Origin of the sequence: Alteraurantiacibacter palmitatis (genome assembly GCF_037154115.1) — a bacterium.
Lineage (GTDB): Bacteria > Pseudomonadota > Alphaproteobacteria > Sphingomonadales > Sphingomonadaceae > Alteraurantiacibacter > Alteraurantiacibacter palmitatis.
This window is the reverse complement of record NZ_JBANRO010000002.1, coordinates 330,705-355,804: the sequence shown is the minus strand read 5'-3', so window position 1 is coordinate 355,804 and position 25,100 is coordinate 330,705. Positions and strand designations below refer to the sequence as shown.

Annotated in this window: 25 protein-coding genes; 12 read left to right on the top strand and 13 right to left on the bottom strand. The window is 64.1% G+C overall.

All coding sequences use genetic code 11. The annotated features are described in order from the left end of the window. Nucleotides 1–25: 25 nt before the first annotated feature. Genes WFP44_RS03715 through radA form a run of 3 tightly spaced genes read right to left on the bottom strand, consistent with a single transcriptional unit; the run spans nucleotide 26 to nucleotide 2,358 of the window. Entirely contained in the window at nucleotides 26–457 is a 432-nt protein-coding gene (locus WFP44_RS03715; RefSeq protein ID WP_336925005.1) for an iron-sulfur cluster assembly scaffold protein, read from the bottom strand. Then, a complete protein-coding gene (locus WFP44_RS03710; RefSeq protein WP_336925004.1) occupies nucleotides 454–978 on the bottom strand; it encodes a CvpA family protein in 525 nt (174 codons plus the stop codon). The genes WFP44_RS03715 and WFP44_RS03710 overlap by 4 nt, the downstream gene beginning before the upstream one ends. 12 nt (nucleotides 979–990) lie before the next feature. Next, nucleotides 991–2,358 carry a DNA repair protein RadA gene (gene radA, locus WFP44_RS03705; RefSeq protein WP_336925003.1) on the bottom strand — a complete coding sequence of 456 codons (1,368 nt, stop codon included), beginning with the start codon at nucleotides 2,356–2,358 and terminating at the stop codon, nucleotides 991–993. Between the two features lie 97 nt (nucleotides 2,359–2,455). Here radA and WFP44_RS03700 point away from each other — a divergent pair, with 97 nt between their 5' ends. Then, nucleotides 2,456–4,780, top strand: coding sequence for a patatin-like protein (locus WFP44_RS03700; RefSeq protein ID WP_336925002.1), 2,325 nt, complete (start codon nucleotides 2,456–2,458; stop codon nucleotides 4,778–4,780). Here the strand turns inward: WFP44_RS03700 and dnaJ are convergent, their stop codons facing one another. Then, nucleotides 4,781–5,911: a molecular chaperone DnaJ gene (gene dnaJ / locus WFP44_RS03695; protein WP_336925001.1), complete on the bottom strand. Its 1,131-nt coding sequence runs from the start codon at nucleotides 5,909–5,911 to the stop codon at nucleotides 4,781–4,783. Nucleotides 5,912–5,990: 79 nt separating this feature from the next. Next, complete coding sequence (gene dnaK / locus WFP44_RS03690) at nucleotides 5,991–7,910, bottom strand: molecular chaperone DnaK (protein WP_336925000.1); 1,920 nt, start codon at nucleotides 7,908–7,910, stop codon at nucleotides 5,991–5,993. Between the two features lie 231 nt (nucleotides 7,911–8,141). Between dnaK and WFP44_RS03685 the strand changes: the two genes are divergently transcribed. The 4 genes from WFP44_RS03685 (at nucleotide 8,142) to WFP44_RS03670 (ending at nucleotide 10,272) form a co-directional block, all read left to right on the top strand. After that, nucleotides 8,142–8,633, top strand: a complete 492-nt coding sequence (locus tag WFP44_RS03685) for a copper chaperone PCu(A)C (RefSeq protein WP_336924999.1) — start codon at nucleotides 8,142–8,144, stop codon at nucleotides 8,631–8,633. Between the two features lie 50 nt (nucleotides 8,634–8,683). Continuing rightward, on the top strand, nucleotides 8,684–9,154 hold the full coding sequence (locus tag WFP44_RS03680) for a vgr related protein (protein ID WP_336924998.1): 471 nt from the start codon (nucleotides 8,684–8,686) through the stop codon (nucleotides 9,152–9,154). A gap of 91 nt (nucleotides 9,155–9,245) precedes the next feature. Further along, nucleotides 9,246–9,734: a hypothetical protein gene (locus WFP44_RS03675; protein WP_336924997.1), complete on the top strand. Its 489-nt coding sequence runs from the start codon at nucleotides 9,246–9,248 to the stop codon at nucleotides 9,732–9,734. A 73-nt stretch (nucleotides 9,735–9,807) separates the two neighbouring features. Then, complete coding sequence (locus WFP44_RS03670) at nucleotides 9,808–10,272, top strand: hypothetical protein (RefSeq protein WP_336924996.1); 465 nt, start codon at nucleotides 9,808–9,810, stop codon at nucleotides 10,270–10,272. Between the two features lie 45 nt (nucleotides 10,273–10,317). On the opposite strand, the gene WFP44_RS03665 is transcribed toward WFP44_RS03670, so the two are convergent. Beyond that, on the bottom strand, nucleotides 10,318–10,914 hold the full coding sequence (locus WFP44_RS03665; protein ID WP_336924995.1) for a nucleotide exchange factor GrpE: 597 nt from the start codon (nucleotides 10,912–10,914) through the stop codon (nucleotides 10,318–10,320). A gap of 3 nt (nucleotides 10,915–10,917) precedes the next feature. Then, nucleotides 10,918–11,985, bottom strand: coding sequence for a heat-inducible transcriptional repressor HrcA (hrcA, locus tag WFP44_RS03660; protein ID WP_336924994.1), 1,068 nt, complete (start codon nucleotides 11,983–11,985; stop codon nucleotides 10,918–10,920). Between the two features lie 64 nt (nucleotides 11,986–12,049). Here hrcA and rph point away from each other — a divergent pair, with 64 nt between their 5' ends. Genes rph through WFP44_RS03640 form a run of 4 tightly spaced genes read left to right on the top strand, consistent with a single transcriptional unit; the run spans nucleotide 12,050 to nucleotide 15,444 of the window. Then, entirely contained in the window at nucleotides 12,050–12,763 is a 714-nt protein-coding gene (rph, locus tag WFP44_RS03655; RefSeq protein ID WP_336924993.1) for a ribonuclease PH, read from the top strand. Further along, nucleotides 12,763–13,389, top strand: a complete 627-nt coding sequence (gene rdgB / locus WFP44_RS03650) for an RdgB/HAM1 family non-canonical purine NTP pyrophosphatase (RefSeq protein ID WP_377922566.1) — start codon at nucleotides 12,763–12,765, stop codon at nucleotides 13,387–13,389. The genes rph and rdgB overlap by 1 nt, the downstream gene beginning before the upstream one ends. A 10-nt stretch (nucleotides 13,390–13,399) precedes the next feature. Beyond that, nucleotides 13,400–14,551, top strand: a complete 1,152-nt coding sequence (hemW, locus tag WFP44_RS03645; protein ID WP_336924991.1) for a radical SAM family heme chaperone HemW — start codon at nucleotides 13,400–13,402, stop codon at nucleotides 14,549–14,551. After that, the gene (locus WFP44_RS03640; protein WP_336924990.1) at nucleotides 14,548–15,444 is read left to right on the top strand and encodes a tyrosine recombinase XerC; all 897 of its coding nucleotides are present in this window, start codon (nucleotides 14,548–14,550) and stop codon (nucleotides 15,442–15,444) included. Before hemW ends, WFP44_RS03640 begins: the two co-directional genes overlap by 4 nt. Nucleotides 15,445–15,447: 3 nt before the next feature. Here the strand turns inward: WFP44_RS03640 and WFP44_RS03635 are convergent, their stop codons facing one another. From WFP44_RS03635 to rsmI, 4 genes are read right to left on the bottom strand one after another with little or no spacing between them, the layout of a single operon-like run. After that, complete coding sequence (locus WFP44_RS03635) at nucleotides 15,448–16,068, bottom strand: DedA family protein (RefSeq protein WP_336924989.1); 621 nt, start codon at nucleotides 16,066–16,068, stop codon at nucleotides 15,448–15,450. A gap of 36 nt (nucleotides 16,069–16,104) precedes the next feature. Beyond that, nucleotides 16,105–17,058 (bottom strand): glutathione synthase, encoded by a 954-nt coding sequence (gene gshB, locus WFP44_RS03630; protein ID WP_336924988.1) that lies wholly within the window; start codon nucleotides 17,056–17,058, stop codon nucleotides 16,105–16,107. Between the two features lie 8 nt (nucleotides 17,059–17,066). Next, nucleotides 17,067–17,417 (bottom strand): YraN family protein, encoded by a 351-nt coding sequence (locus tag WFP44_RS03625; RefSeq protein ID WP_336924987.1) that lies wholly within the window; start codon nucleotides 17,415–17,417, stop codon nucleotides 17,067–17,069. Further along, nucleotides 17,414–18,262, bottom strand: a complete 849-nt coding sequence (rsmI, locus tag WFP44_RS03620; RefSeq protein ID WP_336924986.1) for a 16S rRNA (cytidine(1402)-2'-O)-methyltransferase — start codon at nucleotides 18,260–18,262, stop codon at nucleotides 17,414–17,416. Before rsmI ends, WFP44_RS03625 begins: the two co-directional genes overlap by 4 nt. Before the next feature lie 38 nt (nucleotides 18,263–18,300). On the opposite strand from rsmI, the gene WFP44_RS03615 reads away from it, so the two are divergent. Both WFP44_RS03615 and parE read left to right on the top strand, forming a co-directional pair. Then, complete coding sequence (locus WFP44_RS03615; protein ID WP_336924985.1) at nucleotides 18,301–19,464, top strand: penicillin-binding protein activator; 1,164 nt, start codon at nucleotides 18,301–18,303, stop codon at nucleotides 19,462–19,464. Nucleotides 19,465–19,547: 83 nt separating this feature from the next. Continuing rightward, nucleotides 19,548–21,551, top strand: a complete 2,004-nt coding sequence (gene parE / locus WFP44_RS03610) for a DNA topoisomerase IV subunit B (RefSeq protein ID WP_336924984.1) — start codon at nucleotides 19,548–19,550, stop codon at nucleotides 21,549–21,551. 12 nt (nucleotides 21,552–21,563) lie between these two features. On the opposite strand, the gene WFP44_RS03605 is transcribed toward parE, so the two are convergent. Then, a complete protein-coding gene (locus tag WFP44_RS03605; RefSeq protein ID WP_336924983.1) occupies nucleotides 21,564–22,961 on the bottom strand; it encodes a methyl-accepting chemotaxis protein in 1,398 nt (465 codons plus the stop codon). Between the two features lie 66 nt (nucleotides 22,962–23,027). Here WFP44_RS03605 and WFP44_RS03600 point away from each other — a divergent pair, with 66 nt between their 5' ends. Next, nucleotides 23,028–24,332, top strand: a complete 1,305-nt coding sequence (locus WFP44_RS03600; RefSeq protein WP_336924982.1) for a serine hydrolase — start codon at nucleotides 23,028–23,030, stop codon at nucleotides 24,330–24,332. Between the two features lie 8 nt (nucleotides 24,333–24,340). Here the strand turns inward: WFP44_RS03600 and WFP44_RS03595 are convergent, their stop codons facing one another. Further along, nucleotides 24,341–25,066, bottom strand: a complete 726-nt coding sequence (locus tag WFP44_RS03595) for a glutathione S-transferase family protein (protein WP_336924981.1) — start codon at nucleotides 25,064–25,066, stop codon at nucleotides 24,341–24,343. Nucleotides 25,067–25,100: the final 34 nt, after the last annotated feature.

The window sequence follows — 25,100 nt, the reverse complement described above, 5'->3', positions numbered from 1 at the left end:
TCCCCGTTTCCCAAGCGGGAGGGAACTAGCCTGCCGAAAGCCCGCTGGAAAGAGCATCCAGCGCGGCCTTCCACGGCAGCAATATGGCACCGTGCCGCCCCGGAAACTCGCGCGCGGCGGCGATCAGCGCCAGATCGGGCCAGTCGGCAATGGGCGCTTCGCCGTCCAGCCAGCCTTCGATCCGGTCATGCGCACCGGTAATGGCCGGCAGGTCGCAGCCCTTGGCATGGCGTGCAAAGATTGCCGCGCTCGCCTGCCCCACGGCGCAGGCGCGCACGCGCAGGCCCAGGGTTGCGATCCGCCCCGCATCATCCACCGCCAGATCGATATCGAGTGTGCTGCCGCACGTGACCGAGCGTGCATGGCCCCGCAACGGAAGGTTTTCCACCGGGGGACAGCCGGCCAATTCCACCGTCAGCGCCAGCAGTTCGGGCGTGTAGAGACGCGCAACGCTCATGCCGGCCCGCTTTCGCCTTCATCCATCAGAACCGCCCGGCGCTCCGCGATCAGGCGCACCATTTCCTGCGAACTGGCGTTGATGAAGGGATAGGTGCGCGCCACGCTCATCCATTCAGGGCGTCCGGCTTCCCCCCACCTTGTGTCATAGCCCAGCGCCACGATCGAAAAGGCGAAAACGGCAATGATCGTGCCCTTCACCGCGCCGAAGCCGAACCCCAGAACCCGGTCGATCGGCCCCAGCAGCGATTGGCGCGAAGAGGCCCCCGCCCGCGCGGCAATCAGCCGCATCACGGCATAGGGAACCATCAGCAGCAGCACGAACCCAAGCAGCGCGGATGCGACCGGCGCGCCGGTGAGATCAAGGAAAAAGGCCGACAGATCGATATGCAGGAAACGCACGGCGAACACTGCCAGAAGCCAACCGGCGAGCGACAGGATTTCCTGCACGAACCCGCGCATGAAGCCGCCGACAGCAGCCGCGCCAACCACCAGCAGCACGATGATGTCGAATGCGTTCATGGTGCCCTGAAACTAGGCGTTTGCCATCACCTGGTCAACGAGGCCCGGCAGGCCGGCAATTCCCTTGTAGCGCAGCTTGCCCAGCCCCTCGCCTTCCTGCACCGGCCCGCAGGCACGGTCAAAGCCCAGCTTGGCTGCTTCCTTGACCCGCAGACCGGCGTGCGAAACCGGACGAACTTCGCCCGCCAGCGAGACCTCGCCGAACCAGATGCCGCGCATGGGCAACGGCTTGTCCGCCAGCGCGGACACCAGCGCAGCGGCCACCGCCAAATCGGCTGCCGGATCGGACAGGCGGTATCCCCCGGCCACATTCAGATAGACTTCGGCCGAGGAGAAATTGAGGCCGCAGCGCGATTCGAGCACGGCGAGCAGCATGGCAAGACGCCCGCTGTCCCAACCCACCACCGCGCGGCGCGGCGTGGCGCCCGATTGCAGCCGCACGATCAGGGCCTGGATCTCGACCAGAACGGGCCGCGTGCCTTCGAGCGCGGGGAATACCGCGCTGCCCGCCAGCGGCACTTCCCGCCCGGAGAGGAACAGCATCGAAGGGTTGGGCACTTCGGCAAGGCCCGCACCCTCCATCGCGAACACGCCAATTTCATCGACCGCGCCAAACCGGTTCTTCAGTGCGCGCAAAATACGGAATTGGTGGCTGCGCTCACCTTCAAAGCTCATCACCACATCGACCATGTGTTCGAGCACGCGCGGGCCCGCAATGCTGCCATCCTTGGTGACATGGCCCACCAGCACGAGCGCTGTGCCACATTCCTTGGCATAACGGATCAGTTCGAACGCCGAGGCGCGCACCTGGCTGACCGTGCCCGGCGCGCCTTCGATCATGTCGGAATGCATCGTCTGGATCGAATCGATCACCAGCAAAGCGGGTGGCGCGCCATCGCCCAGCGTGGTGAGTATATCGCGAACCGATGAGGCCGAAGCGAGGCGCAAGGGCGCATCGGCCAGCCCCAACCGCCCTGCACGAAGGCGAACTTGCGCGGTCGCTTCCTCTCCGCTGACATAGACGACATCTTGCCCCGATCGGGCAATTGCAGCAGCCGCCTGCAAGAGCAGCGTGGATTTGCCAATCCCCGGTTCACCCCCCATCAGGATGGCGCTGCCCGGCACGATTCCGCCGCCCAGCGCCCGGTCGAATTCGGCAAGGCCGGTTGTCCGGCGAGCCAAGGGCCTGATGGGAGCATCCAGGGCTTCGAACGCAATACGCCGCCCGCCGCTGCCCAGATTATGCCTGGCGGAAAATGCCGTTTCGGGTGCCTCTTCCTCCAGCGTGTTCCATTCCGAACAATCGGGACATTGCCCTTGCCAGCGGAAGGTAATGCCACCGCATTCGGTGCAGACATATCGGCGTTTGGGCTTGGCCATGACTCTGCCTAACCGGAACATAGGTGGAACGCAATTGCCTTTCGCGCGATCTTCGGGGCGATTGCATTCACCCGGCAGAGCGGCCACAACATCGGCCATGCGCCAGAAGGAACTCCGCATCGCGCTCATCTGCTATGGCGGCATCAGCCTGGCGGTTTATATGCATGGCGTCACGAAGGAGATCTGGAAGCTGGCCCGCGCAAGCCGCGATTTTCACGCGGGGACGGCATCTGCGGCGGGATCGGAGAGTGTTTACCGCGCTCTCCTGGAACAACTGGAACAGGCGCATGGCCTGCGCCTGCGCGTATTGCCCGACATCCTGACCGGGGCCAGTGCGGGCGGGATAAATGCGGTATTCCTCGCGCAGGCCGTCCATTCGGGGCAATCGCTCGACCCGCTGACCGATCTGTGGCTGGATACCGCCGATGTGGATCGGTTGCTCGATCCCGAAGCGCAATTGTGGACATGGGTGGCCAAGTTCTGGGCGCCGCCGGTGGTGGAAATGCTGCTGCGCCGCCCCGGCAATGTGGTGGCCGAAAGCGTGGCGCCTGAAATGCGCGCCGAGGTGCGCCGCAAACTGGCCCGCTTCGTGCGCAGCCGCTGGTTTCAGCCGCCCTTCTCCGGAATCGGCTTTTCGGGCCTGCTCGCCGATGCCTTGCAGGCGATGCAGGAGGCGCCAGGCGGCGCGCCCCTGCTGCCTCCCGGCCACCCCATTGACCTGTTCGTGACCGCCACCGATTTTCACGGGCATCTGCAAAGTCTGCGCCTCAACAGCCCGCCAATTGTCGAGGAAAGCGAGCATCGTCTGCCCATCGGCTTTCGCGCGCGTGTTCCGGCAGAGGCGGGGTATCCGCTTGCCAATCTGCTCGAACTGACGCTGGCGGCGCGTTCCACCGCCAGCTTTCCCGGCGCGTTCCCGCCGCTCAGGATCGCTGAGATCGATGCCTTGGCCGCGCGGCGCGGATGGGAATGGCCCGAACGGGCCGCTTTCCTGCAGCGGGTCATGCCGGTGCACGCCCGGAATGGCGATCTGGAAGGCGTGTCGCTGATCGACGGGTCGGTGCTGGTGAACGCGCCTTTCTCCGAAGCCCTGGGCGTGTTGCATGACCGCCCGGCGCAGCGCGAGGTCGACCGGCGCTTTGTCTATATCGACCCCACCCCCGACCGACGAAAGATTGTCGGCCCGTCCGGTCAGGAGGTCGGTTTCTTCCGCGCCATCTTCGGTTCCATCAGCGCCATCCCGCGCGAACAGCCGATCCGGGACAATCTGGAACAGATCGCACTCCTTTCACGAAAGGCGGTTGCTCTGGGCCAGATCGTCGAAACGCTGCGCCCCGATGTCGAACGCGCGGTTGACCAGTTGTTCGGGCGCACCTTTTTCCTTGATAGCCCCACGCCGCGCCGCCTTGCCAATTGGCGGCAAAAGGCACAGCAGACCGCAGCCGAGCAGGCAGGCTTTGCCTTTCATGCCTATGCGCAGGCGAAGTTTGCCGGGATCATCGACAATCTGGCGCAGAAGCTCGCCGCAAGCTCAGATGCGGGCGATCCGGTGGATGTGCAGGAAATTGCCGGCGCGTTGCGCTCTGCCTGCCGGGATGCTGATCTGGGCAATCTGGCTGCCCCGTCGGGCGGCGCCAGCGAAGCCGCGATCACGTTTTTCCGCCATCACGATATCGGTTTCCGTATCCGCCGGCTGCGCCTGCTGGCGCGGCGCCTGTCGCGCGAGTGGGAAAACGATCCCGACACGACCGAAGCGGAGCGGGAGACGGCGCGCGACACGGTCTATCGCGCGCTGGCACCCTATTTCGAATGTGAGACACGGCTGGCAAATGCCGAAGGCGGTGCCGGATGGGCGCGTCTGGCGCTGAAAGAACCCGGCGACGTCCTGGCGCGGATGGCAGCGCGCTGCGACCTGCCGCGCCTCGACGCGCAGGCCGAATTGATCTTGGCCGAAGGGCTGGCCGCCATGCCGCGCAGTCTCAGGCGGCGAATGCTCCTCGCCTATCTCGGCTTTCCCTTTTACGACATTGCCACCCTGCCCCTGCTGCGCAACGAGGGCTTGACCGAATTCGATCCGGTCAAGGTTGACCGGATATCGCCGGACGACGCGCCCTCGATCCGGGCTGGCGGTGCGGCGGCAAGCTTGCGCGGGGTGGAGTTCTACAATTTCGGCGCCTTCTTCAGCCGCGCCTATCGCGAGAACGATTACCTCTGGGGCCGCCTGCACGGGGCCGAGCGGATGATCGACCTTGTGTGCTCTACCTTGCCACCGGGCGCTGCAGCGGGGACGCAGTGCCTTGCGCTGAAACGCGCGGCCTTTCTCGCCATTCTGGACGAGGAGGAGCCGCGCCTGAAAGCCGATGCCGCCCTGATAGCAGGCTTGCGCCGTGAAGTGGAGGCAATGGACGCCGCGACCGGGTGATCAGCCTGAAAAAGCGTCCTTCAGCCGGTCGAAAAAGCCGCGGCTTTCGGGGCATTCCTCGCCCGTTTCCAATTCGCGGAATTCGCACAGCAATTCACGCTGGCGCGCGGTGAGGCGGGTGGGCGTTTCCACCATGACTTCCACCACCAGATCCCCGCGTCCGCGCCCTTGCAGCACGGGCATCCCTGCGCCGCGCTTGCGCAACTGCTTGCCCGACTGGATGCCGGGGGGAATTTCGATCGTATGGGTTTCCCCGTCGATACCGGGTATGTCCACGCTGCCGCCCAATGCAGCGGTGGTGAAGCTGATCGGCATACGGGTGAACAGCGATGTGCCTTCGCGGCTGAACACCGGATGCGCGCGCACATGGATGAAGATGTAGAGATCGCCCGCAGGCGCGCCTCCCGGCCCCGCCTCGCCCCGCCCGGCAAGGCGGATGCGTGTGCCGTTGTCCACCCCCGGCGGAATCTCGACATCGAGGCGCTGCACCTTGTCCACGCGCCCCTCGCCCCGGCAATCGGGGCAGGCTTTCTCCAGGACTTCGCCCCGTCCAAGGCACGCAGGGCACGGCCGTTCGATGACGAACAGGCCCTGTTGCGCGCGCACCTTGCCGTGGCCGTGGCACGTGCCGCAGCGCTGGCGTCCCGTTCCCGGCGCGGCCCCGCTGCCCGCACAGGTGTCGCAATGCGCGGCAACTTCGACCTCGATGGTGGTGGTGCGCCCGGTAAAGGCGTCCTCCAGCCCCACTTCCATGTCGTAACGCAGATCAGCCCCGCGCCGAGGACGCGAGCGCCCCCCGCCGCCGAACGCGCTGCCGAAGATCGTCTCGAAAATATCGCCCAGATCGCCGAAATCGGCATGGGGGCCGCCGCTCCCGCCCCCGCCCCCGCCCATGCCATTGGTGAAGGCATCGTGGCCGTACCGGTCATAAGCCGCGCGCTTTTGCGGGTCTTTCAGGCAGTCATAGGCGACACTGATCGCCTTGAAGCGCGCCTCCGCCTCGGCATCGCCCGGATTCTTGTCCGGGTGCCAGCGCATCGCCAGCTTGCGATAGGCGCGCTTGATCGTGTCCCCGTCGGCATCGCGGGAGACTTCGAGCAATTTGTAGAAATCGATTTCGGTCGCGGACATCAGACCCCCTCAAGACCGTTCCGCCACCGGAACCGGATAAAGGCCGGTGCCGGTGGCGGGCAGGTTTGTCATCAGGCGATCAGGCCTTGTTGTCTTCGTCGACTTCCGAGAATTCGGCATCGACCACGTCGTCATCCGACTTGGCCTCACCGGACGGAGCAGCGCCAGCCTGGGCGGCAGCCTGATCCTTTTCATAGATCTGCTGGCCCATTTTCATCGCCACTTCGGTAAGCGCCTGCGCCTTGGCGGTGATGGCATCGGCATCGTTGCCTTCCAGCGCCGCCTTCACATCGGCAATGGCCGCTTCGACCGACGCCCTGGTCTCGGCGTCCACCTTGTCGCCGTTCTCAGCCAGCTGCTTTTCGGTGGTGTGCACCATCGAATCCGCCTGGTTGCGGGCTTCGGCAGCAGCACGGCGCTTCTTGTCTTCCTCCGCGAACCTTTCCGCGTCCTTGACCATCTGTTCGATATCGGAATCGGACAGGCCGCCCGATGCCTGGATGCGGATCTGCTGTTCCTTGCCGGTGCCCTTGTCCTTGGCAGACACATTGACGATGCCGTTGGCGTCGATGTCGAAGGTAACCTCGATCTGCGGCACGCCGCGCGGCGCGGGAGGGATTCCGACAAGGTCGAACTGGCCGAGCAGCTTGTTGTCCGCCGCCATTTCGCGTTCGCCCTGGAACACGCGGATCGTCACCGCCTGCTGGTTGTCATCCGCCGTCGAATAGACCTGGCTCTTCTTGGTCGGGATCGTGGTGTTGCGATCGATCATGCGGGTGAACACGCCGCCCAGCGTCTCGATCCCCAGCGACAGCGGGGTCACGTCGAGCAGCAGCACATCCTTCACATCGCCCTGCAACACGCCCGCCTGAATGGCCGCGCCCATGGCGACGACTTCATCCGGGTTCACGCCGGTGTGCGGTTCCTTGCCGAAGAATTCCTTCACCGCCTCGCGCACCTTGGGCATACGGGTCATCCCGCCCACCAGCACGACTTCATCGATATCGGCAGCGGTCAGGCCGGCATCGGCCAGCGCCTTCTTCATCGGCTCCTTGGTGCGCTCGATCAGCTTGGCGACCATCTTTTCAAGGTCGGAACGGGTGATCGTTTCGACAAGGTGCAGCGGCGTGGTGCTGCCGCCTTCCATGCGCGCGGTGATGAAGGGCAGGTTGACTTCGGTCGTCTGCGCGCTCGACAGCTCGATCTTGGCCTTTTCCGCGGCTTCCTTCAGCCGCTGAAGAGCCAGTTTGTCGCTGCGCAGATCCATGCCTTCCTTCTTCTTGAAGGCATCGGCGAGGTATTCGACCACGGCCGTGTCAAAGTCTTCACCGCCAAGGAAGGTGTCGCCATTGGTCGACTTCACCTCGAACACGCCGTCACCGATTTCGAGGATCGAGACGTCGAACGTGCCGCCGCCAAGGTCGTAAACGGCGATGGTCTTGCCATCGTCCTTGTCGAGACCATAGGCAAGCGCGGCCGCAGTCGGCTCGTTGATGATGCGCAGCACTTCCAGGCCGGCAATCTGGCCTGCATCCTTGGTGGCCTGACGCTGGGCGTCGTTGAAATAGGCGGGCACGGTAATGACCGCCTGCGTGACCTTCTCGCCCAGATAGCTTTCGGCGGTTTCCTTCATCTTTTGCAGGATGAAGGCGGAAATCTGGCTGGGCGAATACTCTTCACCGCCTGCCTTGACCCATGCATCGCCGTTCTTGCCCTTCACGATGGAATAGGGAACCAGCTCGGTGTCCTTCTTGGTCACCGGGTCATCAAAGCGGCGGCCGATCAGGCGCTTCACCGCAAAGATCGTGTTGTCGCCATTGGTTACGGCCTGCCGCTTTGCCGGCTGGCCGACCAGGCGTTCGCCATCCTTGGTAAAGGCGACGATCGACGGCGTGGTGCGCGCACCTTCGGAATTTTCGATGACCTTCGGCTTGCCGCCATCCATCACGGCCACGCACGAATTGGTGGTGCCAAGGTCGATACCGATAACTTTACTCATGGGTTCCCCACTCTTCCTTCATATCAGACGCTGCACCCTTGGCCCCCCATCCCATGGCAGGGCCGCTTGGCAGCTCACAAAGAACGCATTGTTCGCAGGCGATATAGGAGCGCTTTTGAAGCCGACAAGGGATGCCGGTGAATGCACCCGTCAACGCTTGGCAGCGGGGCAATCAACGCATAGACAGGGCGCTGTAAGCACTGGAATTTTCCACACAGGGAGGAACAGGGGATGAGGAAGGCTTTTATTGCGTCACTTGGCGGCATTGCGCTGGTCATGGGGCTGGCTGCCTGCAGCAGCGAAAGCGAAGCGCCGGTCGAGGCCGCGCCCGAAGCGCCTGAAGGCATCACCGTGACGGATGGCCGGATGAACCTGCCCGCCGCCGCCGGTAATCCATCCGCTGTCTATTTCACCATCACCAACGATTCGGCGGAAGACAAGATGCTGCGCGCGGTCAGCGTGCAGGGTGCCGAAAACGCGATGTTCCACGAAACCAGTGAATGGAGCGGCCAGGTCGATATGCAGGAATTGCTGCAAGTTGCCGTGCCGGCGGGCGAGAGCGTGGTGTTCGAACCGGGCGGCAAGCACGTGATGGTTTTCGGCCTTCCGGAAGGGCTGGAACCGGGCGGCGAGGTCGAGGTGACGCTTTCTTTCGTGCGGGGCGACAAGGTTACCTTCCCTGCCCGCCTGCTGGCACCGGGTGACACGGGGGCAGCAAACTGATCGCATCACAGGAACTCTCCCCTTGCCCCGCAGGGGGAGAGCGCGCCCTCTTGCCAAGCGAGATCGCGCTCGCCCGTTCGGTGTTTGGTGACGCGATCGATTACACACGCGTCACCATACGGCGGCGCAAATGGTTTCCGTTTCAACCGCGCAAGGTGGCAATGGCGCCCCGCGGCCATCTGCATTTCCACCCCGAAGCGAGCGCCTATTGCGATGATTTCGCGCTCGCCTCGCTGGGGCGCAAGGCGCTCTTCATCCACGAAATGGTGCATATCTGGCAGGTGCAGTCGCGTGGGGAATGGTTCCTGCTGCTGAACCGTCACCCGTGGTGCCGCTATGATTACAGCCTGAAGCCCGGCTGGAAGCTGGAGCAATACGGCATCGAACAGCAAGCGATGATCGTGCAGCACGCCTTCATGATTGGACAGGGCGCGGTGATCGCGGGCGCGCCGCCACTGGCGCAATACCTCTCCATCCTTCCGTTCAAACCTGTCGCAACGGCTGGGCAGGCCACCGCCTGATTTGCAGCCGCACGCCTGATGCAAGAAGCTGTTGCAAGAGTGTGCGGAGCAAGGCAGATCGGATGCAGCCGATCGGGGAATGTCGGGGGAAATGATGGACAAGGCGAGATTTCTGTCAGCTTCGGTGACCGCTTGCGCGGCGATGCTGATTGCCGGGACACCGGTAATGGCGCAGGACACCGCCGCCGTGCCGGTCTACCACAAAGTGGAATTGAGCGCTGGCTTCACCCCCGATCCGCAGTTCTTCGGGGTGACATCGGGCGGCAGCATCTCGGCCAACGGGTCTGTTTCGTCCCGTTGCGCCGGATATATCGCCAACGCGCCGGATGTGCGCCTGCATTACACCAGCGGATCGTTCCCGCTCATCATCTCGACCCGGTCGAGCGGCGACACGACGCTGGTCGTCCATGCGCCGGACGGCCGATGGTATTGCGATGATGATGGCGGCGAATCGGGCTTGAACGCGATGGTCCGTTTCAATTCCCCGCAATCGGGCCGCTATGCGATCTGGGTGGGATCGTATCGCAGCGGGGAGAATGTGCAGGCCGATGTCGCCATTTCGGAAGTCTCCAGCCAGTAACACTACGCCGCAATATCGTATCCCCGGCGCAGGACAGGGGTAATTGTCCGCATCATCTGAAAGGCTAAACTTAATGCGTTTCCTGATTGCGGCCGCCCTCGTGCCGGCCCTTGGCGTTTTTGCCGTCCCCACCGCTGCCCAGGATGTTTCGGCCACGCCGAACTTCGGCACGCTCAACCTCTCGGCCGGCTTCACACCCGATCCGCGCACGGTTTCGGTCACTTCGGGCGGATCGCTGTCGGCTTCGGATGTCGGCAGCGGCTGCGCCGGATCGATCAGCAATGCGCCCGATGTGCGGCTGAGCTATTCCGCTGGCAGCCTGCCGCTGATCATCTCGGTCAATTCGAACTCCGACACCACGCTGGTGATCAACGCGCCCGATGGCCGCTGGTATTGCGACGATGACAGCGGTGAAGGCACCAATCCTTCGGTTCGATTCAACAGCCCGCAAAGCGGTCGTTACGAAATCTGGGTTGGCTCCTATGGCGGCGGAAGTGCGCAGGCAATGCTCGCCATTTCGGAAGTCGGCAGCCAATAAGAAAGGTGCAGGCCGCCTGCCGTGATGCGCAGGCGGCCCTTGACCTCATTCCGGCTTCTTTGCCACCGCCACCAAAGCGGGGCGCAGCAGGCGGTCCTTGATCATGTAGCCGCTCTGCATCTCGCTCACCACCGTGCCCGGCTCGGCCTCGGCATGGGGAACTTCGATCATGGCCTGATGCTGGTTGGGATCGAGCGGCAAGCCCATCGCCGCGATCCGGCTGATGCCGTGCTGGCCAAACACCTTGTCCAGTTCGCGCTGGGTCGCCTCGATCCCCGCTATGATCCCCGCCAGCTTTTCATCCCCGCGCAGATCGGCCGGAATGGCATCCAGCGCACGAGCGAGATTGTCCGAAACCGACAGGATATCGCGCGCAAAGCCGGTGGCGGCATAGGCGCGCGCATCGGCAATATCCTTTTCCAGACGGCGGCGCACATTCTGCGTTTCGGCGCGGGCATAGAGAACCTGCTGCTTCAACTCCTCCAGCTCGGCTTCCATCGCAGCGATCCGCGCAGAGGCATCGCCATCCGCACCGTCATCGCCCGAATCGCAAAAGGTTTCGGGCACCCCCTCCAATTCCCGCGCCACTTCCTCGCCGATCTTGTCCTGCCCGTTGTCGATCGTGTTTTCGCTATTGCTCATGTCTCAACCAATTCTCTTGCCCAATGTCCGCTCCAGCGAACGGGCCGTGAAATCCACCATGGGAACGACGCGTGCGTAATTCAGGCGCGTCGGCCCGATCACGCCCAGCACGCCAACCACCCTTCCCTCTCGGTCGCGGTAAGGGGCGGCAATAACCGCCGAACCCGAAAGCGCAAACAACCGGTTTTCCGCGCCGATAAAGATGCGGGTCGATTCCGCCTCGCGCGCGCTGTCCAGCAAATCGGCAATCGTCTGCTTGTTTTCAAGGTCGTCGATCAGGCTGCGCACCCGCTCGATATCGGAAAGCGCGCTTTCGTCCAGCAGATTGGCCTGCCCGCGCACGATCAGCACGCGGCGGCGGGCAGCATCCTCGCTCCATGTCACCAGCCCGCGCTCCACCAGATCGCGGCTGACCTCGTCAAGTGCTGTCGCGCCGGAACGGATTTCGTCCTGCACCGCTGCCACCGCTTCGCGCAAGGTGCGCCCGGCAAGCCGCGCATTCATGTAATTGCTGGCCTGCTGCAGCGCCGCCTGCCCGATGCCGGGCGCGAGATCGAGCAGGCGATTCTCGACATGGCCGTCTTCGCCGACCAGCACGACCAACGCACGGCCTGTATCCAACGGCACGATGTTGATCTGCGCCACGCGCAATTCGCGCCGTGGCACCATCACCATGCCGGCGGCACCCGAAAGATCGGATAGGATCGCGCTGGTCATTTCCAGAGCCTGTTCGATGGGGCCCAGATGGGCATTGGGGGATGCCAGCTGCGCCTCGATCAGGCTGCGTTCCTGCGCGGTCGGCTGGGCCACCTGCATCACGCCATCGACAAACAGCCTGAGGCCGCTTTCCGTAGGCACACGGCCGGCGCTGGTATGCGGCGCGGCCAGCAGGCCCAGTTGCTCCAGATCGTTGAGCACCGACCGGATCGAGGCGGGAGACAAGCCGATGGCGCCGCGCTGCGCGAGTGCTTTTGATCCGACAGGATGCCCGCTCGCCAGATAATCTTCCACCACAAGGCGGAAAATCTCGCGGGCACGCGCGGTCAGTTCGGTGATCGGCGGAGAAACCATGACAGAGCCATATCTAGTCGCTAGGGCGTCTCACGCAATATCGCGTTTCCCAGGAGAACACTTGATGCGCCCTTCCGGCCGCGCCGCAGACGAAATGCGCGCCATCACCATCGAAACCGGCTTCACCAAGCACGCCGAAGGCAGTTGCCTCATCAGCTTTGGCGAAACCCGCGTGCTGTGCACTGCCAGCGTGGAGGAAAAGGTGCCGCCCTTCCTGCGCGGCAAGGGTTCGGGCTGGGTGACGGGCGAATATTCCATGCTGCCCCGCGCCACCCACACCCGTGGCAGCCGTGAGGCGGCAAAGGGCAAGCAGAGCGGACGCACGCAGGAAATCCAGCGCCTTATCGGCCGTTCCTTGCGCGCGGTAACCGATCTGGAAAAGCTGGGCGAGCGGCAGATCACGCTCGATTGCGATGTGCTGCAGGCCGATGGCGGCACGCGCACGGCCAGCATTTCGGGCGCATGGGTGGCGCTGCGCCTGGCGGTGAACAAGCTGATGGAAGCAGGCGCCATCAAGGACGATCCGCTGACCGCCAAGATCGCCGCAATCTCTTGCGGCATCTATCAGGGCACGCCGGTTCTGGATCTGGATTACATCGAAGATTCGAACGCGGATGCTGATGCCAATTTCGTGCTGATCGAAGGCGGCCAGATTGCTGAAGTGCAAGCCACTGCCGAAGGCGCAACCTATGACGAGGAAGGCCTGCTGCGCCTGCTGCGTCTGGCCCGGATAGGAGCCGACCGCATCTTTGCCGCACAGGACAAGGCGACGAAGTGATGCGCAAACTGGGCGGCGGCAGGTTGGTCATCGCCACGCATAATGCGGGCAAGCTGAAGGAAATCGGCGCTCTGCTGGCGCCCTATGGCCTTGAATGCCTGTCGGCCGGGTCGCTCGGCCTGCCCGAACCTGCGGAAACGGGAACGACCTTTGTCGAAAATGCGCTGATCAAGGCGCGCGCGGCGGCGGAGGCATCGGGCCTCCCGGCGCTGGCGGATGACAGCGGCTTGTCGGTGGCGGCGCTGGGCGGGCGGCCCGGCGTCTACACCGCCGACTGGGCCGAGCGGCAATGGTTCGAAGGGGAAGCGGGCCGCGACTGGTACATGGCAATGGGCAAGGTCGAAGGGATGCTGCAAGCGCGGGGGGCCGATACTCCGCGCGACGCATGGTTTTCCTGCGTGCTCGCCATCGCCTGGCCCGAGGGTGAGAGCGTGGTCTATGAAGGGCGGGTGGATGGCACGCTGACCTGGCCCCCGCGCGGGACGCTTGGCTTTGGCTATGATCCGGTTTTCGTGCTGAACGGCGACACGCGCACCTTTGCCGAGATGAACCCGGAGGAGAAACACGCGATCAGCCACCGCGCCGATGCCTTTGCCAAGCTGGTGAAAGACCAGTTCGGCGCGTAAGGTCGCCCCTATGGCCCGCGCGCTTTACATCCATTGGCCCTTCTGCCTGCAAAAATGCCCCTATTGCGACTTCAACAGCCATGTCCGCGATCAGGTGGACGTGGCGCGCTGGCAGGCCGCGCTGATCGCGGATATGCGGGCAGAAGCGGAAGTTGCGGCGCACAGCCCGTTGGAATCCATATTCTTTGGCGGCGGCACGCCTTCGCTGATGCCCCCTCAGCTTGTCGAGGCGCTGCTGGCGGAGGCAGAGCGCCTGTGGGGCTTTGCCGATGGAATCGAGATCACGCTGGAAGGCAATCCATCCTCCGTCGAAGCCGCCAATTATGCCGCGTTGGCAAGTGCCGGGGTCAACCGCGCTTCGCTTGGCCTGCAATCGCTGCATGACGAAGCGCTGCATTTTCTGGGCCGCCTGCACGATGCCCAGGAGGGGCTAAACGCGCTTGAAGTGGCTCAAAAGCATTTTGCGCGGGCGTCCTTCGACCTGATCTATGCCCTGCCGGGGCAAACGCCCGCGCAGTGGCAGGCAGACCTGTCGCGCGCGCTGGCGATGGGCACCACGCACCTCTCGCTTTACCAATTGACGATCGAACCCGGCACGCGGTTTGAAACCATGGTGCGGCGCGGCGATTTCATGCCGCTGGATGATGAGGCGGCGGCCGACTTGTTTGCGCTGACGCAGGATGTGACCGCATCCGCTGGCCTTCCCGCATACGAAGTGAGCAATCACGCAAGGCCGGGTGAGGAAAGCCGGCACAATCTGACCTATTGGCGCTATCAGGATTATCTCGGCATCGGCCCCGGCGCGCATGGGCGGCGCGGCGGTTTGGCAACGCAGCGGCACAAAAAGCCCGAGAACTGGCTGGCGGCGGTGGAGGAGCGCGGTTCGGGTTGTCAGATCGAACACGCCATCCCCTTGCCCGAACAGGCCGCCGAAGCGCTGTTGATGGGGCTGCGGCTGGCCGAGGGGATTGACCTTGCCGCGCTGTCCGCCCGTTTTGCCCTGTCGCCCGATCGCCTCGTCAACCGGGCCGCGCTGACGGAACTGGTGGAATTGGGCCTTGCCTGGGCTGCGCCGCCCCGTCTTGGCGTCACGACTGCTGGGATGCCGGTGCTCGACGCGATCCTGCCGCGTCTGGTGGCCGATGGGCTGGTGGCGGCATGAGCGCAGCGGATGTGCTGGAGACCTGGCAGGCCGAATTGACGCAGGGCCGCCGCCGATCGCCGCATACGGTGCGCGCCTATCTTGCTGCCGCTTCCCGCCTGCTCGCCAGCCAGAATGCGGCCGATTGGGCCCGTCTTGCCCGGATCGACGCGCCTGCTTTGCGTCTGCATATGGCGCGGCGCCGCGCCGAGGGGATCGGCAATGTCTCCGCTGCGCGCGAATTGTCGGCGCTGAAAGCCTTCCTGGCCTTTGCGCGCAGCAAGGCGGGAATCGCCGATGCCGCCCCGCCGCGCCTGCGCGGGCCGCGCGTGAAGAAAGGCCTGCCCCGCCCCGTCACTCCGGACGATGCGGTGAACGTGGCCGATCTGGTGCAGGCGAACGCGGCCGAAGACTGGATCGGCGCGCGCGACCGGGCGGTGCTGCTGCTGATGTATGGCGCCGGTATGCGCATTGCCGAGGCGCTGTCGCTCACTGCGGCCGATCTGCCGCTGGGCGAGCGCATCACCATCACCGGCAAGGGCGGGAAGCAGCGCGTCGTGCCGCTGATCCCCGTGGTGCGTGCCGCGGTGGAGGATTACACCCGGCAATGCCCCTGGCCGCTTGCCGGACAAACGCCGCTGTTTCGCGGTGCGAAGGGCGGGCAATTGTCACCCGGCATGGTGCAGAAGGCGATGGCGCAGGCGCGCGCCGTGCTGGGCCTTCCGGCCAGCGCCACGCCGCACGCGCTGCGCCATTCCTTTGCCACGCATCTGCTGGGTGCGGGGGCGGATTTGCGTTCCCTTCAGGAATTGCTGGGCCATGCCAGCCTGGGTTCAACGCAGATCTACACCAAGGTCGATGCGGCGACGCTGCTCGACACCTACCGCAACGCGCACCCGCGCGAACAGGATTAAGCGCTATTCGTCCCGCTTCCTGTCGGGATCGCGGCCGTGCCAGGTCAGCACCCGCCAGACATACCCGATCACCGCCAGCCCCACGAGGCCGATGATGATCCAGGCGAGCATATCCTGCGATTCCTGCAGGTAACGCCCCAACCACTCCCCGCCCTTGATCAGCAGCGCGTTCCAGATCAGCGACCCGGCAAAGGTAAAGGCAAGAAACTTGCCCTTCGGCATATGCGACAGGCCGGCCGGCAGTGAGATGATCGTGCGCAGAAAGGGCGAGAAGCGCAGGAAAAACACCACCCAGTGCCCGTGCTTCACGAAGAACAGCTGCGCCGCGACGATGTGTTTCCAGTCCACCGTCAGCCAGCGGCCCCAGCGATCCACGAAAGGTTCGAGCCGGGCAAAGCCCCATTTGTCACCCAGCCAATACCAGAAGTAATTGCCCGCCGTGGTGCCCAATGTCCCGATCAGCAGCAGCGGCCAGAAATCCATGCTGCCGCGCGAAACCAGCACCCCGCCCACGCCCATGATGACTTCGGACGGCACGGGCGGCACGACATTTTCCAGCATCATCAGCAGGAAGATGCCGAGATAGCCCCCCTTGTCGATGGCATCGATGATGAATTGATCCATGCGAAAGTCACACCGGTTTGGGACAGGCTCAATGGGTCACATGGCGGCGTGGCGGCGTTCCAATGCATCCCATATGCGGGCGGGCGTGTCGGTGCCGTTGAACTGGTCTATTGCGACGATACCTGTCGGGCTGGTTACATTTATTTCGGTGAGCCACTTGCCGCCGATCACGTCTATGCCGACAAAAACGAGGCCGCGTCGTTTCAGTTCCGGGCCCATTGCCGCGCAGATTTCCTCCTCGGTCTCGGTCAGCGTGCTGGCTTCGGCATAGCCGCCCTGCGCCAGATTGCTGCGGAACTCCCCCTCGCCCGGTCGACGGTTGATGGCGCCCGCAAACTCCCCGTCCACCAGCACGATCCTTTTGTCGCCCAGCGCCACTTCGGGGATGAAGGGCTGCACCATGTGGGGTTCGGGCCAGGTCTGGTTGAACACCTCGAACAGGGCGGACAGATTGGTGCCATCGGCATCGACCTTGAAGATCGCCTTGCCGCCATTGCCGTGCAGCGGCTTCACCACCACCGCCCCGTGGCGGGCGTGGAAATCGCGCACATCATCCAGATTGCGCGCGACCAGCGTGGGCGGCATGAAGCGCGCGTAATCGAGCACGAACATCTTTTCCGGCGCGTTGATCACCTCGCGCGGGTCGTTCGACACCAGCGTGGTGCCTTTCAGCCGGTCGAGCAGCAGCGCCGCGCTGATATAGCCGAGGTGAAACGGCGGATCCTGCCGCATCAGGATGATGTCGATATCTGTCGCAAGGTCGATCCGGCGCCGTTCGCCGGCGTTGAAATGATCGCCCGCCACGCGCTGCACCGTCACCGGTGCGGCCCATGCGGTCAGCCGTCCGCTGTCATAGGTGATGCTGGCAACATCGTAATGCCACACCTCATGCCCGCGCGCCTGCGCACCCAGCATCAGCGCAAAGCTGGAATCACCTGCGATATTGATGCTTTCCAGCGGGTCCATCTGAACGGCGATGCGTAAACTCATGGGGCTTCCTATGGCTGCCAGGCATTGGTGATGTGGCGAGGGTTGATGCCGGGCGCAAGCAGGATCACGTCAATGCGGATATCTTCGCCTTGCGCGGCGTATTCATGCGCCACTGCTTCGGCCGCGGCGGCGACGCGGCGCAGGCGGTGGTCATCTATGGCAAGGTCGAGGTCGGCGGGCTTGCTGCGCCATTTGACTTCGACAAACGCCACCACACCGGCGCGGCGGGCAACAAGGTCGATCTCACCCAGCCTGGTCTTGACCCGGCTGGCAAGGATTTCCCATCCCTGCAACCTCAGCCATTCTGCGGCCTGTTGCTCCCCCTGCCGACCGCGCGCTTCGGCCTTCTGGCGCTTCATTTGCGCTGCAATTCCAACGCGCGGGCATAGAGTGTGCGGCGATCCAGCCCGGTCGCCCTGGCCACCTGCCCCGCCGCGTGGCTGGGCTTGGCATCGGCCAGCGCCGCGAGGAGGAGGCTATCGGCGTCAAACTGATCTGCTGGCTGATCCACCGGAGGGCCGATCATCAGCACAATTTCGCCGCGCGGCGGGCATTGTGTGTAATGCGCCAGCAATTGTTCCGCCGAACCGGTGCGGCATTCCTCGTGCAGCTTGGTGAGTTCGCGCGCGACGGCCACTTCGCGACCCGGCATCGTCTCCGCAATGGCGCTGAGCGATCTGGCAAGGCGCGGCGCGGTTTCGAAGAAGATCAGCGTGGCGCGCAGCGGGGCCAGTTCGGCCAGCACCGCCGCGCGCGCGTTTTCCTTTGGTGGCAGGAAACCGGCGAACAGGAACCGGTCGCTCGGCAAACCTGATAGGGCCAGCGCGGTCAGCGGGGCGTTCGCGCCGGGTATAACCGTCACCGCCACGCCCGCATCCCGCGCGGCGCGGACAAGGCGGTATCCCGGATCGGAAATCAGCGGCATCCCGGCATCGCTGACCAAAGCCACTGGCGCGGCCAGCGCCGCCTCGACGATTCGCGCGCGGTCGGCATCCGAAGCGTGATCGTCATGCCGCACCATTCGGCCCGACAGGCCCAGCAGTTTCAGCAGCTTTCCGGTGACGCGCGTATCCTCGCAGGCAATCAGGCTTGCGGCAGACAGAACATCCTTTGCCCGCAAGGTGATGTCGCCAAGATTGCCAATCGGGGTGGCCACGATATAGAGGCCGGGAGGCAGGGATGCGGAAGTGGTCGGGATGGTCACCGGCGCTTCATGAACCAATTCAAGCGGAGGCAGCAAGCATGATCGGCAATTTGCGGCGCGGGTTGGCCCTCGCCCTTCTGACAATTGTGCTGGCAGGGTGCCGGGTGATTCCCGACGATGGCGGCGTGCGTCCCGGCACGACCGCCCCGGTGGAACAGCCCACCGATCTGCCCGATGCAGGCGTCCTTCCCCAGGATCAGGGGCGTCACCGGGTGGCCTTGCTGGTGCCGCTTTCGGGAGAGAATGGCGCGGTGGGCCAGTCAATCGCCAATGCGACCACGATGGCGCTGCTCGATACCAATGCCGAAAACCTGCGCATAACCACTTACGATACCGCCGCCGGGGCTGCTCTGGCGGCAAGCCGCGCGGTGTCCGATGGCAACCGCCTGATTCTTGGCCCGCTGGTGCGTGATGATGTGTCGGCCGTGCTGGCCCAGGCGCGGCCTGCCGGTGTTCCGCTGATCACCTTTTCCAACGATGCCGGAATTGCCGGGGCGGATGTGTTCGTGATGGGGCTGGTGCCCGAACAATCGGTTGAGCGCACCGTGCGCTTTGCCATCGATCAGGGCGCGCGCCGCTTTGCTGCATTGGTGCCGCAGGGCGAGTTCGGCCAGCGCATGGCCGCCGCCCTTCGCCGCACGGCGGAACGCGGCGGGGCCAATCTGGTGGCGGTCGAGACCTATGGCAGCGGGGCCAATGCGGTCACTGCTGCGGCCGCGCGGCTCAACCGGCAGGGCGGATTTGACACCGTGCTGATCGGGGATGGCCCGCGCATGGCGGTAATCGCGGCCAATGAGCTGAAGCAGGCGGGTGCGGATCTGCCTTCGCTGATCGGGCCGGAACTGTGGAGCGGTGATACCACCCTGCCCCGCACCGCCTCGTTGCGCGGCGCATGGTTCTCCTCGGTTTCCGATGCCCGTTACCGCCAGTTTGCGACATCGTATGAAACGCGGTTCGGCAATCAGCCCTATCGGGTGGCAACGCTGGGCTATGACGCGGTTCTGCTGACCTTGCGCGTGGCACGCGAATGGACGCCAGGCCGCCCCTTCCCCGTGCAACAGATGCTCGATCCCGACGGCTTTCTGGGGCTGGACGGCGCGTTTCGGTTCCGTGCCGATGGCGTGGGCGAGCGCGTTTTCGAAGTGCGCGAAATCGGCAACGGCGCCGTCAGCGTGGTCGATCCGGCACCACGGCAGTTCTAGGGCAGGTCAAAGCGCCTGCAAACTGGCGATAAATGCCGCAAGCGGCTTGAAGCAGAGGAATCCGCGCGCCTATAGCACCAGCTATGAGCCAGGACCTGTTCGACGCCTTGCCCGCCGGCGGCGGTGATTACGATTCGTCTGCTATCGAAGTATTGGAAGGGCTGGAGCCGGTTCGCCGCCGTCCCGGTATGTATATCGGCGGCACGGACGAACGCGCCTATCATCACCTCGCCGCCGAAGTGCTCGACAACGCGATGGACGAGGCGGTGGCCGGCCATGCCACCCGCATCGAAATGGTGCTGGAGGAGGTGGACGGGCAGCCCCGCCGCCTGACCATCACCGATAACGGGCGCGGGATGCCCGTGGACGAACACCCCAAATTCCCCGGCAAATCCACTCTGGAAGTGATCCTTTCCACACTCCATTCGGGCGGCAAGTTTTCCGGCAAGGCCTATGCCACCAGCGGCGGCCTGCATGGCGTGGGCGTATCGGTGGTGAACGCGCTGTCGGTGGAAACGCGGGTGGAGGTCGCGCGCGGCAAGGAATTGTACGCACAATGCTTCTCGCGCGGGGTGCCGCAGGGGCCGCTCCAACGCCTTGGTGCAGCGCCCAACCGGCGCGGCACCAGCGTATCCTTCATCCCCGATACCGAGATTTTCGGTGACCGTTCCTTTAACCCCAAACGCCTGTTCAAGCTGGCGCGCTCCAAGGCCTATCTGTTTGCCGGCGTCGAAATCCGCTGGCGTTGCTCCCCCTCCCTCGCCAGCGCAGAAGTGCCGGCAGAGGCCGTGTTCCAGTTTCCCGGCGGGCTTTCCGATCATTTGCGCGAACAGGTGGGCACGCGCGAATGCGTGACGGCCGATTTCTTCACCGGCAGCCAGGATTTCCCGCTCAACGAGGCGGGCCAGACGCAGGGCCGCGTCGAATGGGCGGTGGCCTGGCCGCTGTGGTCGGATGGATCGACCAGCTGGTATTGCAACACCGTGCCCACGCCCGATGGCGGCACGCACGAACAGGGCCTGCGCTCCGCGCTCACCCGCTCGCTTCGCGCCTTTGGCGAACTGGTGGGGCAGAAAAAGGCCAAGGACATCACCGCCGACGATGTGATGACCGGCGCGGAAATCATGCTGAGCGTGTTCATCCGCGATCCGCAATTCCAGAGCCAGACGAAAGACCGCCTGACCTCGCCCGAAGCGGCGCGACTGGTCGAAAACGCGGTGCGCGACCATTTCGATCACTTTCTGGCCGACAATATGGAACGCGGCCGTGCGCTGCTGGGCAGCGTGATGGAGCGGATGGATGAGCGCCTGAGACGCAAGGCCGAACGGGAAATCAAGCGCAAGACCGCCACCAGCGCCAAGAAGCTGCGCCTGCCCGGAAAGCTCACCGATTGCAGCGGCGAAGGCGAGGCGGAGACCGAGCTGTTCATCGTCGAAGGCGACAGCGCGGGCGGCAGCGCCAAACAGGCGCGCGACCGTAAATCGCAGGCCATCCTGCCCATTCGCGGCAAGATCCTGAACGTGGCCAGCGCCAGCGCCGACAAGATCCGCGCCAACAGCGAAATTGCCGATCTGGCACTCGCGCTGGGCTGCGGGATGCGCAAGGATTGCGACCCGGCGCAGCTACGCTATGACCGCGTCATCATCATGACCGATGCCGATGTGGACGGCGCCCATATCGCCACGCTGCTGATGACGTTCTTCTTTCAGGAAATGCCCGAACTGGTGCGGCAGGGGCACCTCTATCTGGCGCAGCCGCCGCTTTACCGCCTGACCGCAGGCAAGGAGAGCGCCTATGCCCGCGACGACGCGCACCGGGCGGAGCTGGAGGCGGGGCGGTTCAAGGGCAAGAAGGTCGAGGTCAGCCGGTTCAAGGGGCTGGGCGAGATGAACCCCAACCAGCTACGCGAAACCACGATGAACCCGGCCACGCGCAGCCTGATCCGCATCACCCTGCCCGCCGAGCACGAACAGCGTTACGCGGTGAAGGAACTGGTCGATCAGTTGATGGGGAAGAACCCCGAACACCGGTTCAACTTCATTCAGAACCGCGCGGGCGAGGTGGACCGCGACCTGATCGACGCCTGATTTCGGGCCGGCTCAGACCTGATAGGAAATCTCGTAATCGCCCCAGCGGCGGCCGTTGATGATGATCGGCACATTGACCTGTCGCACCACGATATAGCCATTGCCGTTCCCTTCGTGGCGATAGACGGCCATCGTGTAATCGGCATTGCTCTGCTTGATGCGCTTGTCCATCTCGCTGATGATCAGGCGGCCGTTGCGGCAGAAGGCGGTATCGTGCGCCAGATCGCCGGTGGGCGTGCGGCTGCGCTCGCTCAGATGCGTCGGCAGATATCCGTTGCGGTCATCGCATACCGTGGTCAGGATCGCGGGGTCGGCCGCCTTGACCTTGTCGAGAACCGGGCGCCAGTGCTGGTGCGCCCAGTCGCAGAAGCGGTTGCGGTAGCGCGGCGGATTGCTGCCCGGAATTTCGATGTAGTTTTCGTCATACAGTGCATCAATTGTGATCTCGCCCCGTGCCAGCGCGGCAGAGGCAAGCTCGGCCACTTCCTTTGCGGCATTCTTGGCGGCTTCCACCATGTCCAGATCGCGCGGGCAGAGCCCGGCATGGACAATGCGGTCGAACATGAGGTTCGACATTTCTTCAAGGTCCACGATGCGCGTGCGCGCCTGCGCCAGTCGCGCTTCGTTATCCAGCGCGGCCTTGTTGAACCCTTCGATCGTGTCCTGCACGGTCAGCACATGGTGCGTCATCGTGCTGGAAGCGCGGGCAATCTGGTCGTTCTGGTCGTCGACTTCCTCGACCAGACGGACCACATCGCTGATCGTTTCCTCGATCCGGCTGACCGAATTGCGCGCGGTTTGGCTGGCCTGCGTGCCGTTTTCGATCTGACCGATCACCTGGCTCGCTTCGATGCCCAGCGCATCGACCGTGCGGGTGATTTCGTCGGTCGCCTTGTGCGTCTTGAAGGCCAGTTCCTTGACCTCGGCCGCCACAACGGCAAAGCCGCGTCCGGCATCGCCTGCGCGTGCCGCCTCGATCGTGGCGTTGAGCGCGAGGATGTTGGTGGTTTCGGCAAGGTCAGCAATATCGCGCGAACAGCGCTGCACCTGCTGCATGGCGGCGGCAAAGCCGGTGACATGGAGGGACAATGTCTCCACCAGTTCCACCAGCGAGGTGATCTGCCCCAGCGACGACTGGATCAGGCTGGCCCCTTCGCCAAGACTGGCGAGCGCGCGCTGTGAAAGCAGGCGCGATTCATCGCAAGCCTGCGCCACCTGCCGCTGATCGGCCTCCAGCGTGGCAATCGTGCCTTGCAGCGCCTCGTGCTCGTCACGCAGACGGCTGGATGCCTCCATCACCGATTGCACGATCCCGGCCAGATCGGCACATCCCACGATGACTTCGCCGCAACTATCGGGAATAAGGTCGATAGCTTCGTGGCCCGATAGTTCGATCTTGCCCAGTTCCATGTCCCGTTCCCCCGGAATTAGGTTATTCTCTCGCGCCAAGGGGACTAAACAAGTCTGGTTACTTTTATGATAACGCTGATGGCATCCCGATCGTCCCGCCTGTGCGCCAGAGCCTTGGCATTGCTGGCGATTTCGCTGGCGCTGGTCGCTTCCCCGGCCCGCGCGCAAAGCGAAAGCGAGCTGCGCCAGCGTGCCGCTGATGTGGTCGCCGTGATCGCTGGCGAGAAACCCTATGCCGAGGTGTTTGCCGACAGTTTCGTGATGGCCGTGCCCGAAGCGCAATTTGCCATGATTGGCCGGCAATTGACCGCGCAGGTTGGCGCGCTGGTGGGTCTTGATGCGGTCGAACCGGGCGCGCAGCGCGGCGCGGCCACCGTCTCCATCCGCTTTGAACGCGCCATCGTGCGCGGGCCGATGCAGCTGGAAGGCAGCGCACCTTATCGCGTCGCCGGGCTGCTGCTGAATGATCTGGCACCGGTGAATGAACGCGGCCTTTCGGTGGTGGAACAAGTGCAGGACTTACCGGGCGAAACCGCGCTGCTTTTTGCCCGTCTGGACGGGAGTGAGGTGATAGCCGCGCATAATGCAGATCGGCAATTCGCCATCGGCTCGACCTTCAAGCTTTACGTTCTCTCCGCGCTTTCCCGTTCGATTGCGCGGGGCGAGCGCCGGTGGGAGGATGTGGTGAACCTGACCGAGCGCAGCTTTCCCAGCGGGCAGATGCAGGACTGGCCCCGCGGCAGCCCGGTGACGCTGCACACGCTCGCCACGCTGATGATCTCGATCAGCGACAACACCGCCACCGATCAGCTGATGGCGGTGCTGGGGCGCGAAGCGGTGGAGGCGGAACTGGTGGCATCGGGCCATTCCGCGCCTGCGGCCACGCTGCCCTATCTCACAACGCGCGAGCTGTTCCTGCTCAAGCTGGGCGATGACTCCACGCTCGCACAGTATGAGGCAGGGAACGAAGCGCAGCGCCGCGCAATTCTGGCAGGCTTGCAGGACCGGCAGCTCGACATGGCCGATATCCAGCGCGTCTTTGGCCCCGGCCCGCGCTTCATCGGGGTGGAATGGTTTGCCAGTGCAGAAGATATCGCGCGGATTTACGCCCGCCTTGCCCAAGACCCGGTGGCGCTGGAGATTCTGGGCGTCAACCTTGGCATGGATCGCCAGCGCTTTTCGGGCTGGGCCTATGCCGGATACAAAGGCGGTTCGGAACCGGGCGTGCTCAATTTTAGCTGGCTGCTGCGCGATGCGGCAGGGCAATGGTGGGTGCTGGCGATGAGCTGGAACAACCCGGCAGCACCCGTTTCGGAAATGGAGTTCCTCGCACTGGCGCAAGCCGCCCTGGCGCAGCGGGAGCGCCGCTAGAACTCGGCCTAAAATTCCCTGGGCACATTCGCGAACAGGCGCTGCACCTGCGGGCGCGCGTTGATCTGTTCGATCCAGCGGACAAGATGCGGCGTATCTTCGGCGTTCACCAAATCCGCAAAGCCCTTTTCCATGCCGTTGGCGATTGCGAAATTGCAGATGTCGGCCAGCGAATAGACGCCGCCCGCCAGCCATTCATTATCCGCCAGATGATCGTCCAACTTGCGCACGCTGAACGCGATCTTGCGCATTTCCTCGTCAAGCAAGTCCTGCGGAAAGCCTTCGCGCGCGCGGCGCCATTTCACCTGCTGTTCGGGAATCGGCACGCGCGCCACCATCTCCTCGAACTCGGCATCGGAGAGATTTTCGACCATTTTGGATACGTGGCGGTGCCAGCCAATCGTGGACACGCACCAGCAGAAATATTCGTCCACCCACTTGGTCCAGATGCGCATCTGCGCGACGTCATAGGGATCGGCGGGGCGCAGTTTCAGCGCCGTGGGGTGGGCGTCCTCCAGATATTCGCAGATCACCGTGCTTTCGGTGATTATCCGCCCGTTATCCTCCAGCGCGGGAACCTGTCCGCGCGGATTGATTGCCTTGTACCAGTCGGAATGATGCTCGAACTTGCGCGGGTTGAGCAGCTTGTGTTCGAACTCCAGCTCCTTTTCGTAAAGGGCCAGCATGGGTTTCAAGGAATTTGCACCGGGGCCGAAGCTGTAGAATCTGAGCATATGTGTTCTCTCCCACGCATGGGATAGCCCGGCA

Coding starts and splice junctions, on each gene's coding strand:
- WFP44_RS03715 (WP_336925005.1), bottom strand. CDS start 457: ATGAGCGTTGCGCGTCTCTACACGCCCGAACTGCTGGCGCTGACGGTG.
- WFP44_RS03710 (WP_336925004.1), bottom strand. CDS start 978: ATGAACGCATTCGACATCATCGTGCTGCTGGTGGTTGGCGCGGCTGCT.
- radA (WP_336925003.1), bottom strand. CDS start 2,358: ATGGCCAAGCCCAAACGCCGATATGTCTGCACCGAATGCGGTGGCATT.
- WFP44_RS03700 (WP_336925002.1), top strand. CDS start 2,456: ATGCGCCAGAAGGAACTCCGCATCGCGCTCATCTGCTATGGCGGCATC.
- dnaJ (WP_336925001.1), bottom strand. CDS start 5,911: ATGTCCGCGACCGAAATCGATTTCTACAAATTGCTCGAAGTCTCCCGC.
- dnaK (WP_336925000.1), bottom strand. CDS start 7,910: ATGAGTAAAGTTATCGGTATCGACCTTGGCACCACCAATTCGTGCGTG.
- WFP44_RS03685 (WP_336924999.1), top strand. CDS start 8,142: ATGAGGAAGGCTTTTATTGCGTCACTTGGCGGCATTGCGCTGGTCATG.
- WFP44_RS03675 (WP_336924997.1), top strand. CDS start 9,246: ATGATGGACAAGGCGAGATTTCTGTCAGCTTCGGTGACCGCTTGCGCG.
- WFP44_RS03670 (WP_336924996.1), top strand. CDS start 9,808: ATGCGTTTCCTGATTGCGGCCGCCCTCGTGCCGGCCCTTGGCGTTTTT.
- WFP44_RS03665 (WP_336924995.1), bottom strand. CDS start 10,914: ATGAGCAATAGCGAAAACACGATCGACAACGGGCAGGACAAGATCGGC.
- hrcA (WP_336924994.1), bottom strand. CDS start 11,985: ATGGTTTCTCCGCCGATCACCGAACTGACCGCGCGTGCCCGCGAGATT.
- rph (WP_336924993.1), top strand. CDS start 12,050: ATGCGCCCTTCCGGCCGCGCCGCAGACGAAATGCGCGCCATCACCATC.
- rdgB (WP_377922566.1), top strand. CDS start 12,763: ATGCGCAAACTGGGCGGCGGCAGGTTGGTCATCGCCACGCATAATGCG.
- hemW (WP_336924991.1), top strand. CDS start 13,400: ATGGCCCGCGCGCTTTACATCCATTGGCCCTTCTGCCTGCAAAAATGC.
- WFP44_RS03640 (WP_336924990.1), top strand. CDS start 14,548: ATGAGCGCAGCGGATGTGCTGGAGACCTGGCAGGCCGAATTGACGCAG.
- WFP44_RS03635 (WP_336924989.1), bottom strand. CDS start 16,068: ATGGATCAATTCATCATCGATGCCATCGACAAGGGGGGCTATCTCGGC.
- gshB (WP_336924988.1), bottom strand. CDS start 17,058: ATGAGTTTACGCATCGCCGTTCAGATGGACCCGCTGGAAAGCATCAAT.
- WFP44_RS03625 (WP_336924987.1), bottom strand. CDS start 17,417: ATGAAGCGCCAGAAGGCCGAAGCGCGCGGTCGGCAGGGGGAGCAACAG.
- WFP44_RS03615 (WP_336924985.1), top strand. CDS start 18,301: ATGATCGGCAATTTGCGGCGCGGGTTGGCCCTCGCCCTTCTGACAATT.
- parE (WP_336924984.1), top strand. CDS start 19,548: ATGAGCCAGGACCTGTTCGACGCCTTGCCCGCCGGCGGCGGTGATTAC.
- WFP44_RS03605 (WP_336924983.1), bottom strand. CDS start 22,961: ATGGAACTGGGCAAGATCGAACTATCGGGCCACGAAGCTATCGACCTT.
- WFP44_RS03600 (WP_336924982.1), top strand. CDS start 23,028: ATGATAACGCTGATGGCATCCCGATCGTCCCGCCTGTGCGCCAGAGCC.
- WFP44_RS03595 (WP_336924981.1), bottom strand. CDS start 25,066: ATGCTCAGATTCTACAGCTTCGGCCCCGGTGCAAATTCCTTGAAACCC.